Consider the following 12,145-nt stretch of genomic DNA (forward strand, 5'->3'; position numbering starts at 1 on the left):
ACGTCGAGTTGCATGAACCGCCTCAGTGGGCCACCTGCCGGTAGATCGCCGGCAGTGCCGCGGGCAGTCGCTTGATGTTGCCGACGATCGCATAGCCGCTGCGCCCGAACAGGGCCGGAAAATAGGATTGCGCCGCCGCGTCGATCGTTACGCCGAACACCGCGATCCCGAGCCGGCGCGCTTCCTGCACGGACTTTCTGGTGTCTTCGACCGCAAAGCGCCCTTCATAGTGGTCGACGTCGTTCGGTTTGCCGTCGGTGAGGACGAGCAGCAGCTTCTTGCGCTGCGGCTGGCGTGCAAGCTCGGCGACGGCATGCCGTACCGCCGCACCGATCCGCGTGTAATAGCCGGGCTTGAGCGCGCCAATGCAGCGCTCGACCACGTCACTCATCGGCTCGCCGAACGCCTTAACCGTCTCGAGCCGCACCCAGGAGCGCCGGCGCGAGGTGAAGGTCAGGATGCTGTGGTGATCGCCGCAGGCGGATAGGCCGTGGGCAAGCACGAGCAGCGCCTCCTTCTCGACGTCGAGCACGCGGTAGCCATTGGCCCAGGCGTCCGTGGAGAGCGAGACGTCGACCAGCAGCGTGACAGCGAGATCGTGACCTTGCGGGCGCATCGCCACGTGGACGCGATCAAGACCGCTGCTGCTGCCGGCGCGGAGATCGCACCGCGCACGCACCAGCGCGTCTAGATCCAGATCATGCCCGTCGGCCTGAGCCCGCATCAACTCATGGCGCGGCCGCAGGACCTCGAAGCGGCGGCGCACCTGGCGGATGTGCCGGCGCATGGTCTCGTCGGGCGTCCAGCTTTCCCCATTCTCGGGGGCGGCAGATGCGAGTACGCGGCAATGATCCGGCAAATAGGAGCCGCTGCGATAATCCCATTCTGGATAGGTCAGGTCCGCAGTCAAGCGCGAGGCATCGAGGGCCTCCGGCGGGAGGTCGAGATCAAACTTGAACCGGCCCGCCGGCTTGCCGCTGCGGCGGCTGAGCGTTATCTCCTCGAGATCGTCCGCCGCCTTCTGCGCATCCTCCTCCTCACTGTCATCGGTGGGGCGGTCGACATTGACCATCTCGGCCATCGCGAGAATTTTCTCGAAGCGGTTGAGTACGAAGGGATCGCGGCGATTGGCGCCGTCCTCGCGCTCGCGCACGGCAAAGTGCTTGCGATTGTCCTCGCTCGCGGCCTCCGCACCATCGGCGCATTCATCCACGCCCGCATGCGCAGGCGACAGCTCGCGGGTCCAGCAATCGCCCCACAGCGGGCACGGAAGCATCGAGCGATAGCCAGGCGACGCCTTGACCGGTAGCGGCTCCGTTCCCATCATCGCCGGCCACAGCTTGCCCACGGGAGCCTTTCCGGTTCCAAGTAGCGCCAGCACGATCTGCTCGACCTCCTGCTCGATGCGCGGCAAGGGGCGACGCGGCCTGGCTTCGGCAGTTGCTGCGGCGAGTTGCGCATAGTCGTCGACGAGGCCGGGAAATTGCGTGAGCACGAAGACCGCCGTCTCGCTGGCCCGGCGCAACACCAGAAGATCCCGCCGCAGCGGATCGGATTCGGTGATGGTTTCGATCGGCGCGGCTGCGAACCATGCCGCGAGCCAGCGATAGAGCGCTGCATTCAGCGCGTTGTCGGGAAAGATCGCGATGCTTTCAGGAAGGAAGATGGAGGTGGCATCGCGGCCCGGCTGCTCCAGGCGCTCGTCACCGAGACCGATGCGTTGCCGCCAGCCGAGCCGATGCCCGGACTTGCGCGCGCCGGCACCGGCGATCTGCACACCCGCCTCACCGCCCAGCGCGCGGAACATCACCGCGAGCCTGTTTCTCATTTCCGCAAGCGAGACCGCATGCTCGGCATGAACCGGATAGCTGGCGGTGCCACCGACCATGCGGTGCCAGGCGCGGCCGACGGTCTCTTCCAGTTCGAGGAAATCGAGCATCGGAGCCGCCTCAGCCGATCACGGCACGCGCGACGTCCAGCAGCGCCGCCTTGACATCGGCATCGTCGGTCAGCGGCTCGATCATGCCAGCGAGCACGGCATCGGCCGTCGGCATGCCGGCCGCAATCAGGGTCGCGCAATAGACGACGAGCCGGGTCGAGACACCCTCCTCCAGGTCGTGGCCCTTCAGCGCGCGCAGCCGGCCAGCCAGCCCGACCAGCGGCCGCACGCGCTCCGGCGATAGTCCGCTCTCGGCGGCGACCACCGCAATCTCCTGCTCCGGCGGCAGGAAGCCGAACTCGATCGCGACAAAGCGCTGCCGCGTCGACGGCTTGAGCGCCTTGAGCAGCGTCTGATAGCCTGGATTGTAGGAGACGACGAGCATGAAGCTGTTCGGCGCGGCAAGCTGCTCGCCGGTACGCTCCAGAGGCAGGATGCGGCGATCGTCGGTCAGGGGATGCAGCACCACCGTTACGTCCTTGCGCGCCTCCACGACCTCGTCGAGATAGCAGATGCCGCCCTCGCGCACCGCCCGCGTCAACGGGCCGTCGCTCCACACGGTATCGCCGCCCCTGAGCAGATAGCGGCCGGTGAGATCGGCCGCGGTGAGATCGTCGTGGCAGGCGACGGTGTGCAGCGGCAATCCCAGCCGCGCCGCCATATGCGTGACGAAGCGCGTCTTGCCGCAGCCGGTCGGCCCCTTCAGCAGCACCGGCAGCTGATTGCGCCAAGCGTGCTCGAACAGCGCGCATTCGTTGCCACTGGCAATATAGGCGGGCGGCTGAGGTTCGGGCTTCGCCACGGCGAGAATTGCTGCATTCATGGTTTTTCTCCGGAATTCACATAGTGACGGCGGCCGCAGCGAGCCACGGCCGCCTTTGCGCGCTCACTCGGCCGGCTGCAACGCGCCGGGGATGACCGGCTGACGGGCGCGACCGGGCACAAGCACGGCCCACACGAACATCAGCGCGGAGATCGCGACGAACACGCCGGACCCCAGCCGGACCCAGTAAAACATCGCGAGTTGGTCCTGCACGTCCATGTAGCCCTGGCCGAGCACGCGCTGGAGATGGACCTGGACCACGCCGGCGAAGGTCAGCGCGAAGGTCATAACCATCATGGCGGTGCACATGATCCAGAAGCTCGCCATGGAGAGCCATTGATTGTAGGGCGCACGCCCTCTGATCTGTGGGATTGCATAGGCCATCACGGACAGGTTCAGCATCACATAGGCGCCGAAGAAGGCGAGATGGCCGTGCGCGGCGGTAACCTGGGTGCCGTGGGTGTAGTAGTTGACCGAGGACAGGGTGTGCAGGAAACCCCAGACACCGGCGCCGAGGAACGCCATGACCGAGCAGCCGACCGACCACAACAATGCAGCGCGGTTCGGGTGCTTGCGGCCGGCCTTCCAGGTCATCTGCACCGTGAAGATCACCATGGTGAAGAACGGCGCGACCTCGAGCGTGGAGAACAGCGAGCCGATCCACTGCCAGTAACCGGGCGCGCCGATCCAGTAGAAATGATGGCCGGTGCCGAGGATGCCGGAGAACAGCGCCAGCCCGATGATGACGTAGAGCCACTTCTCGACCACTTCGCGGTCGATGCCGTTGAGCTTGATCATGAGATAAGCGAGCACGGAGGCCATGATCAGCTCCCAGACGCCCTCGACCCAGAGATGAACAACATACCACCAGTACATCTTGTCGACCGCGAGATTTACCGGGTTGTAAAAGGCGAACAGGAAGAAGATCGCAACGCCCCACAGCCCGAATAGCAGGATGTTGGTGATCGTGGTCTTACGGCCCTTCAGCGCCGTCATGGTGACGTTGAACAGGAACATCAGGCAGACGACGACGATGCCGACCTTGATGATGAAGGGCTGTTCGAGGAATTCGCGGCCCTCGTGGTATTGGAAGAGATAACCGACCACAGCCACACCCGCAGCACCGAAAAACATCCAGAACTGGATCTTGGCCAGCAGCGGGCTGTAGAGCTCTGTCTCGGTTTCCTCGGGCAGCAGGAAGTAGGTCGCGCCCATGAAGCCGATCAACGACCACACGATCAGCGCGTTGGTGTGGATCATCCTGACGACGTTGAACGGCAGCAGGGTCGACAGCGTATTGGGCAGGACGTAGATCGTTCCAGCGACGAGGCCGAATAGGACCTGCGCCACGAACAGGGTCAGCGCGCCGTAGAAATACAGCATCGCGACTTTCTGGGTCTGATATTTCATCTCAGGCTCTCTGTCTTGAGGGATTTCAGGAAGCGATGCGCTCAGCCCGCCTTGTTCGGCGGCCACTCTTGGCGCTTGATCTTGCTGGTCCATTGCAGGAAGTCGGCGAGATCATCGAGCTCCTGGTCGGTGAGGTTGAATTGAGGCATCTGCCGGCGGCCCGGTGCGCCCGAAGGCTGCGACTGCATCCAGGCCTTCAATGTCTCGCGCGCGGCGGCCGGATCCTCGTTGCCACCCCAGCGATCCCAGACATTGCCGACTTCAGGCGCAAAGTAGGCGCCCTCGCCCAGCAGGGTATGACAGTTGATGCAAGAATTCTTCTCCCAGACGTGCTTGCCGCGGGCAACCGAAGACGTCAGCGTGGCTGCGTCGGTCGATGTCGTGGCCATGTAGTAATGGCTGTGCGCCGTTAGCCCTATGAAGATGGCGAAGAAAAAGGCCGAGCCGCCGTAGAAGACGTTTCGAGCGGCCGACTTGGTCAGGCGTTCAGCCATTGCCAATCCTTTCCGGTTGATTCCTGCGAAATTGCGATGGTGTGATTTATTGCCGCTTTGCCCGGCCCGTTCTTTGTCAGGGCGCAATGAGCGCGTCAGATCAGGGCGACGAGCGCCGAGGCTAGCCAGGCAAGCAGCAGCACGATGAGGATCCAGCTCGCGACGAGACCGCGCCAGAGTGCGGGGACGGCGCGAAGATCCATGAAGTCGAGCGCGATGCGATGCCCCTTGAGCGCGGCGAAGGCAAGCAGCAGAGCGTTGCCGAGCAGCGCCCGTGGTATTAGCGGCGGCAGCAGGACGATCGCAAGCGCAAGGCCGATCAAGGCGATCCAGGTGACGTCGACACGATCTGGCATCGTCATTTCACCAGATACAGGATCGGGAACATCACGATCCAGACCAGATCGACCATGTGCCAGAAGGCCGTTCCCGTCTCGACGCCTGATATCCCGGCACGGCGGCAGACCACGGCGAGAATGATGATGCCGAGGCCAACGTGCAGGAGATGAAAGCCGGTCAGCAGGAAGTAGAGCGTGAAGAAGGGATTGGTCTCAAGCCCGACCCCGCGCCCGGTTTCTTCGGCGTACTCTGCGAGCTTGATCGCGATGAAAAGGCAGCCGAGTGCCATGGCGCCGAGAAGCCAGTATCGTGTCGTTGCCCGTTGTCCATTCCGCACGGCCTTGGTCGCCCGGGCCGCCGCCCAGCCGCTGGTCACCAGCACGACGGTGTTGAGGCCGGCGAGATGCGAATCGAGCGTGGCCTGCCCGGCCGCGAACACCGCGGGGTGAATCGCGCGGGCGACACAGAAGGCGCCGAGGAGCAGGCCGAAGGCGACGAGTTCGCTGAAGATCAGCACCCAGATCATGGGATCGCCGGGGAGATCCTGCAGGATTCCCCAGCCTGTTTCCTGCTGTTCGCACTCGGCCGTCGACATCGTCTTTCCGGATCAGGACACCGGTCAGACTTAGCTCGGCCACCAGGTTCCGAATTTGTTGCCGGACAAACTGGAGGACTGCAGGGCTCCTGTTTGCGCCGACACAACGTTCAGCCAGCCGTTTCGCGGTACGAACCGGCTCAGAGCTTCACGGAGCGCCGGACGATCCCATGAGCGATGCACAGATCGGGCTGATGACCGCAACACCCATCATCATTGCCTTCGCCATCGCGCTCAGGCGCATGGGCGTGCTGTCGACGGTGGGAACCGTATCGGCGGTGGGGCTCTCGATCGGGATCGCGACCGTGCTGTTCACGACGCAATCACCGCTGCCGTAGTGCTTAGGACCGCAGCCCGGATGCAGCGCAGCGCAATCCGGGAAATCTCACCAAGCGCAGAGACCCGGATTACGCTGCGCCGCATCCGGGCTACGAAGCGCTACCGCCGCTGATTGTACACGTCGATGCACACCGCGCCCAGCAGCACCAGGCCCTTGATGACCTGCTGATAGTCGATGCCGATGCCGAGGATGGACATGCCGTTGTTCATCACGCCCATGATCATGGCGCCGACCACGGCACCGCCGACCCGCCCGACACCGCCATAGGCCGAGGCGCCGCCGATGAAACAGGCGGCGATGACGTCGAGCTCGAAGCCGAGGCCGGCCTTCGGGGTCGCCGTGTTGAGCCGCGCGGCGAAGACGAGGCCGGCGAGCGCGGCGAGCACGCCCATGTTGACGAAGGTGAGGAAGGTCAGCCGCTCGGTCTTGATGCCAGACAGGCTCGCCGCCTTGGCGTTGCCGCCGACGGCGTAGATCTGTCGGCCGATCACGGTGCGGCGGGTGACGAAGCCGTAGAGCGCGATCAGCGCAGTCATGATCACCAGCACGTTGGGCAGGCCGCGATGCGAGGCGATCAGATAGGTGAAATAGAGCACGGCGCAGGCGAGCAAGATGCTCTTGCCGAGGAAGAACGCATAGGGTTCGACCTCGATGCCGTGCGACTGCTCGCGCGACCTTCCCTTGGCGCTGGCATAGACGAGCCCGAGCGCGAGAACGGCGCCGATCAGCATCGAGGTCGGATGCAGCGTGCCGGCCTCCGGCAGCAGTTCCGGAATGAAACCCGAGGACAGCTTCTGGAAGGTCGCCGGGAACGGCCCGAGCGACTGGCCCTGCAACACCGCGAGCGCCAGGCCCTTGAACACCAGCATGCCCGCCAACGTCACGATGAAGGAGGGGATCTTGAAATAGGCCACCCAATAGCCCTGCGCGGCACCGATCGCGCCACCGAGCGCGAGGCAAGCGATGAAGGCGAGCGTATAATCGACCTTGTAGGTCACCATCAGCAAGGCCGCCACGGCGCCGATGAAGCCCGCGACCGAGCCGACCGAAAGGTCGATATGGCCGGTGACGATGACCAGCAGCATGCCCAGCGCCATGATGACGATGTAGCTGTTCTGCAGCACCAGGTTGGTGAGGTTGAGCGGCTGCAGCAGCGTGCCGCCGGTCACGACCTGGAAGAACAGCATGATTGCAACCAGCGACATCAACATGCCGTAATTGCGCAAATTGTTCTTGATGAAGCTGCCGTGCCGGCGCTCCTCGGGCAGCGAAACCGTCTTGTCGGTCATAGCTGCGATCCTCCCATCTCCGCGGCCGCGGGCGCGGCGTTCCCAATGCTTCGTTCGTTGCGCATGATGGCGCGCATGATCTTTTCCTGTGTCGCCTCTGAGCCCTTGAACTCGCCGACGAAGGCGCCGTCGTTCATGACGCAGATGCGGTCGCAGATGCCGAGCAGCTCGGGCATCTCCGAGGAGATCACCACGACGCCGCGGCCGGCTTCCGCAAGCTCGTTGATGATACAGTAAATCTCATATTTGGCACCGACGTCGATACCCCTGGTCGGCTCGTCCAGGATCAGGACCTTCGGGTCGGTCATCAGCCATTTCGACAGCACGACCTTTTGCTGGTTGCCGCCGGAGAGCTGGCCGGTCTCCTGGTAGACGTCGGAGCAGCGGATGCGCATGCGGTTGCGGTAGTCGCTGGCGACCTTGAGCTCGGCGATGTCGTCGATCACCCTCCCAGGTGCGACCTGGTCGAGGCTCGCCAGCGTAATGTTCTTGCGGACGTCGTCGGCGAGGATCAGGCCGAGCTGCTTGCGGTCCTCGGTGACGTAGGCAAGGCCGGCGTCGATCGCGGCGGCGACGCTCGGCAGCGCGATCTCCCGGCCTTCGAGCCGGATAGTGCCGCTGATATTGGTGCCCCAGGAGCGGCCGAACAGGCTCATGGCGAACTCGGTGCGCCCAGCCCCCATCAGCCCGGCAATGCCCACGACCTCGCCGCGCTTGACACCGAAACTGACGTTCTTGATCACCTGCCGCTCGGGATGAATGGGGTGATAGACCGACCAGTTCTCGACGTCGAGCACCGGCTCGCCGATCTTCACGTTGCGCTCCGGGAAGCGGTGCGCCATATCGCGGTTGACCATGCTGCGGATGATGCGGTCTTCCTGGATCTGCTCGGCGTGGCAGTCGATGCTGTCCACCGTGCGGCCGTCGCGCAGCACGGTGATGTGGTCGGCGACCTTGGCAACCTCGTTCAGCTTGTGCGAGATCAGGATCGAGCCGATGCCCTGCTCGCGGAACGTCATCAGCCGTTCGAGCAGCGCGGCGCTGTCGGCCTCGTTGAGACTCGCGGTCGGCTCGTCCAGGATCAGCATCCGCACCCGCTTGGACAGCGCCTTCGCGATCTCGACAAGCTGCTGCTTGCCGACGCCGAGATCGGTGATCAGCGTATCCGGCGATTCCTTCAGGCCGACCTGCGCCAGCAGCTCGCGCGTGCGCCGGTAGACCTCGTCGCGGTCGATCACCCCCAACTTCGACGGCGGATGCGACAGGAAGATGTTCTCCGCGATCGACATCAGCGGGATCAGCGCCAGCTCCTGATGGATGATGATGATGCCCAGCGCCTCGGAATCATTGATGTCGCGGAAGCGGCGCTCCTCGCCCTCGAAGACGATGGTGCCCTCGTAGCTGCCGTGCGGATAGACCCCGCTCAGCACCTTCATCAGCGTCGACTTGCCGGCGCCGTTCTCGCCGACGAGCGCATGGATCTGCCCGGCGCGAACCGAGAAGTTGACGTCGCGCAACGCCTGCACGCCGGCAAAGCTCTTGCTGACGTTGCGCATCTCCAGCATGGCGGTCATGGCTTTGGTGTCCCTTGCGTTACTTCGTCTCTCCCCGCGTGCGGGGAGAGGTTGACTGATATCGCTGCATCCACATCGTCATTGCGAGCGCAGCGAAGCAATCCAGACAATTTCCGCGGTGGCAGACTGGATTGCTTCGCTGCGCTCGCAATGACGGAGTGCATACCAACCACTGCCCGTATGGAAAGAGGCCCCTCACCCTAACCCTCTCCCCGCAAGCGGGGAGAGGGGAAAAAGAGAGAGTCTTACTGGAACTGCGACTTCTTGTAGTAGCCGCTGTCGACCAGGGTCTTCTCCCAATTGTCCTTGTAGACCACAACCGGCTTCAGCAGATAGGACGGCACGGTCTTGACACCGTTCTCGTAGGTCTTGGTGTCGTTGACGGTGACCTGCTTGCCGGCGAGCGCGGCGTCGACCATGTCGGCGGTCACCTTGGCGAGGTCGCGGGTGTCCTTGAAGATGGTCGAGTACTGGTCGCCGCGCAGCATGGCCTTGATCGAGGGCACCTCGGCATCCTGGCCCGAGATGATGGGCATCGGCTGGCCGGCACTGCCGTAGCCGACGCCCTTCAGCGAGGAGATGATGCCGATCGAGAGGCCGTCATAGGGCGACAGCACGGCGTTGACCTTCTTGTTGCCGTAGTAGGCGCTGAGCAGGTTGTCCATGCGGGCCTGCGCCGTGGCGCCGTCCCAGCGCAGGGTCGCGACCTTATCCATGCCCATCTGGCCGGACACGACGACGAGCTTGCCGCTGTCGATATACGGCTTCAGCACGCTCATGGCGCCGTTGTAGAAGAAGTAGGCATTGTTGTCGTCGGGCGAGCCGCCGAACAGCTCGATGTTGAAGGGGCCCTTGCCGTCCTTCAGGCCGAGACCTTGCACGATCGACTCCGCCTGGAGCACGCCGACCTGGAAGTTGTCGAAGGTCGCGTAATAGTCGACGTTCGGCGTGCCGCGGATCAGGCGGTCATAGGCGATCACGGTGATGCCTTTTGCTTTCGCCTGCTTGAGCACGTCGGACAAGGTGGTACCGTCGATCGCGGCGATCACCAGCGCCTTGGCGCCCTTGGTCACCATGTTCTCGACCTGGGAGAGCTGGTTCGGGATGTCGTCCTCGGCATATTGCAGGTCGGTGTTGTAGCCGCGCTCCTTCAGCACCTTGACCATGTTGTTGCCGTCGTCGATCCAGCGCGCCGAGGACTTCGTCGGCATGGCGATGCCGACCGTCGCCTTCTGGGCGAAGGCAGCGACGCCTGTGGCCATCGTGGCGGCACTGGCCAACGCCAGCGCGAGAAATGTTGTCTTCAGTTTCAGCATGTTTCACTCCCTTTGGGTGTCAGACTTTCTTCGTGGTGTCGAGAACGACGGTCGTGTACGGCTTGGGCCTCCTATGCGAGCTTGACGTCGGGTTCCGCGCGTCCGCGTGCGGCTGCTTCGAGCAGAAAGGTGCAGCCGGCTTGCGGATCGGCAGCGCGTGCCGCCGTGTCCATATCCTGCCAAGCCGACGTGACGAGCAGGCGCGACAGGTCGGGGCCGACGAAGGCGGGGCAGCTCGCCTGCTTCGCCGGCACGCTAAGCGAACGCAGGCGCTCGCCTTGCGGCGAGTAGACGTCGATCCGGCTCGCGCCCCAGCACGCATTCCAGATCTGCCCGTCGGCGTCGCATACCGAACCGTCGAGACCGCCGATGCCGCTGTGGCGCAACAGCACCTCCGGCTCGCCGCGCGGCAGGCCGGTCGCGGGGTTGAGCGGCACGGCATAGAGCACCGCACGCGGCGTGTCGGTGAAGTAGCCGGTGGCGCCGTCGGGCGAGAAGCAGATCGAATTGGGAATGCTGATGCCGGGAAACAGCGTCAAGATCTTGCCGCGATGAAGGGCGTAGATCGCGCCCGCCTTCGGCTCGGCTTTCTTGCCCATGGTGCCGATCCAGAACGTACCGGATTGATGCACGCGGCAATCGTTTGAGCGCGTCGCCGGATTGTCCGCTTCGAGCGGACAGAACAGCGTCATCGCACCATCAGCGAGCTTGCGGATATAGAGGCCGTCCTCGGCGACGATCAGCTGCCGCTCGGCGTCGATGCGCCCCAGCGCGCTCGCCATCCGCCCGAGCGCGTGGCTGCGGACAGTGCCGGTGCCGAGTTGCGCCTCGAACAGCTTGCCTTCGCGAATGTCGAACCACCACGCCATATCCGTGGTCACGTCATAGGTCGGACCTTCGCCGAGATGGCAAGGATGATCCGAGAGGACAGTCGTCGGCACCTGCTCCATCATGGCGACCTCACTGAAAAGCGATAGACCGTGTGATGGCGATAGACCGCGCCGGGATCGAGGCGCGGGCTCGGGAAATCCGGCCGGTTCGGCGCGTCGGGCCAGATGTGCGGCTCCAGGCACATGGCGTCCGATTGCCGGATCAGCTTGCCGCCCTTGCCGGACATCGTACCGTCGAGATAATTGCCCGAATAGACCTGAAGTCCGGGCTGATCGGTGAACAGCTCCATGATGCGCCCGGAGCGCGGCGCCTCCAGCCGCGCCGCGAGCGCAAGCTTGCCGTCGCGCCCGAGGCAGTAGGTGTGGTCGTAGCCCCTGCCGTTGCGCAATTGCGGGTCACCTTCGCGGATGCGCTCACCCACCGGCCACGGTTTGCGGAAATCGAACGGCGTGCCGGCCACGCTGCGCGGCGGCTCCGGCAGCGGAATGGCGGTGGGATCGATGGCGAGGAACTGCTCGGCGGCGACCATCAGGCGGTGGTCGAGAATGGACGTCTCTGACGTCGCACCCTCGAGATTGAAGAAGCTGTGGTTGGTCAAATTGACGACGGTCGGCCGGTCGGTCCGCGCTTCCATCAGCAGCGACAGCTCGGTCGGCCCGGTGATGCGATAGGTCACGCGAACGTCGAGCCCACCGGGATAACTCTCCTCGCCATGCGGGCTGACATAGGTGAGCGTCACCGCGGGCTCGGCGCCTTCGTCGATCTCCGCGATCTCCCAGAGCTTGCGATCAAAACCCTCGAGCCCGCCGTGCAACGCATTCGGACCGTTGTTGACCGCTAGCTGCACCGTCTCGCCTTGAAGCGAAAACTGTCCCTTGGCGATGCGGTTGGCATAGCGGCCGACGGTGGCGCCCAGAAACTTCCGTTCGGCGAGATAGCCGGCGAAGGCATCATGGCCAAGCACGACGTCGTCATATCCGCCGTTGGCATCCGGCGCGATCAACGCCTGCAGCACCGCGCCGTAGCTGATGATGCGCGCCTCGAAGGCGCCCTCCCCGCGCAGCACGACGCGCTCGACCTCGCGGCCGTCGGGCAGCGTCCCGAACACGTCTCTTGTGATTGTTGATGCGGCCAT

At 64.2% G+C, this 12,145-nt stretch carries 12 protein-coding genes; 1 reads left to right on the plus strand and 11 read right to left on the minus strand.

All coding sequences use genetic code 11. The annotated features are described in order from the left end of the window. Positions 1–22 precede the first annotated feature (22 nt). The 6 genes from I6F24_RS00745 to I6F24_RS00770 form a co-directional block, all read right to left on the minus strand. Entirely contained in the window at positions 23–1,939 is a 1,917-nt protein-coding gene (locus tag I6F24_RS00745) for a VWA domain-containing protein (RefSeq protein ID WP_036023404.1), read from the minus strand. 10 nt (positions 1,940–1,949) lie between these two features. Continuing rightward, positions 1,950–2,762 (minus strand): CbbQ/NirQ/NorQ/GpvN family protein, encoded by an 813-nt coding sequence (locus I6F24_RS00750; protein WP_036023401.1) that lies wholly within the window; start codon positions 2,760–2,762, stop codon positions 1,950–1,952. Positions 2,763–2,825: 63 nt separating this feature from the next. Next, on the minus strand, positions 2,826–4,172 hold the full coding sequence (locus I6F24_RS00755; RefSeq protein WP_036023400.1) for a cbb3-type cytochrome c oxidase subunit I: 1,347 nt from the start codon (positions 4,170–4,172) through the stop codon (positions 2,826–2,828). A 41-nt stretch (positions 4,173–4,213) separates the two neighbouring features. After that, the gene (locus I6F24_RS00760; RefSeq protein ID WP_036005521.1) at positions 4,214–4,666 is read right to left on the minus strand and encodes a cytochrome c; all 453 of its coding nucleotides are present in this window, start codon (positions 4,664–4,666) and stop codon (positions 4,214–4,216) included. 95 nt (positions 4,667–4,761) lie between these two features. Then, positions 4,762–5,022 carry a cytochrome C oxidase subunit IV family protein gene (locus tag I6F24_RS00765; protein WP_036005533.1) on the minus strand — a complete coding sequence of 87 codons (261 nt, stop codon included), beginning with the start codon at positions 5,020–5,022 and terminating at the stop codon, positions 4,762–4,764. A 2-nt stretch (positions 5,023–5,024) separates the two neighbouring features. Continuing rightward, on the minus strand, positions 5,025–5,600 hold the full coding sequence (locus I6F24_RS00770; protein ID WP_225149812.1) for a cytochrome c oxidase subunit 3 family protein: 576 nt from the start codon (positions 5,598–5,600) through the stop codon (positions 5,025–5,027). 170 nt (positions 5,601–5,770) lie between these two features. Between I6F24_RS00770 and I6F24_RS00775 the strand changes: the two genes are divergently transcribed. Next, positions 5,771–5,938, plus strand: a complete 168-nt coding sequence (locus tag I6F24_RS00775) for a hypothetical protein (protein ID WP_085974376.1) — start codon at positions 5,771–5,773, stop codon at positions 5,936–5,938. A gap of 100 nt (positions 5,939–6,038) precedes the next feature. Here I6F24_RS00775 and mmsB read toward each other — a convergent pair whose 3' ends face one another. From mmsB to I6F24_RS00800, 5 genes are all read right to left on the minus strand, one after another. Then, positions 6,039–7,229, minus strand: coding sequence for a multiple monosaccharide ABC transporter permease (gene mmsB / locus I6F24_RS00780; RefSeq protein ID WP_036005525.1), 1,191 nt, complete (start codon positions 7,227–7,229; stop codon positions 6,039–6,041). Further along, the gene (mmsA, locus tag I6F24_RS00785) at positions 7,226–8,803 is read right to left on the minus strand and encodes a multiple monosaccharide ABC transporter ATP-binding protein (RefSeq protein WP_036023397.1); all 1,578 of its coding nucleotides are present in this window, start codon (positions 8,801–8,803) and stop codon (positions 7,226–7,228) included. Before mmsA ends, mmsB begins: the two co-directional genes overlap by 4 nt. A gap of 245 nt (positions 8,804–9,048) precedes the next feature. Continuing rightward, on the minus strand, positions 9,049–10,119 hold the full coding sequence (gene chvE, locus I6F24_RS00790) for a multiple monosaccharide ABC transporter substrate-binding protein (protein ID WP_036005529.1): 1,071 nt from the start codon (positions 10,117–10,119) through the stop codon (positions 9,049–9,051). A 71-nt stretch (positions 10,120–10,190) separates the two neighbouring features. Further along, positions 10,191–11,069 carry an SMP-30/gluconolactonase/LRE family protein gene (locus I6F24_RS00795; protein ID WP_225150093.1) on the minus strand — a complete coding sequence of 293 codons (879 nt, stop codon included), beginning with the start codon at positions 11,067–11,069 and terminating at the stop codon, positions 10,191–10,193. Next, positions 11,069–12,145 (minus strand): aldose epimerase family protein, encoded by a 1,077-nt coding sequence (locus I6F24_RS00800; RefSeq protein WP_225149813.1) that lies wholly within the window; start codon positions 12,143–12,145, stop codon positions 11,069–11,071. Before I6F24_RS00800 ends, I6F24_RS00795 begins: the two co-directional genes overlap by 1 nt.

This window comes from Bradyrhizobium sp. BRP23 (genome assembly GCF_020194135.1).
Taxonomy (GTDB): Bacteria; Pseudomonadota; Alphaproteobacteria; order Rhizobiales; family Xanthobacteraceae; genus Bradyrhizobium; species Bradyrhizobium yuanmingense.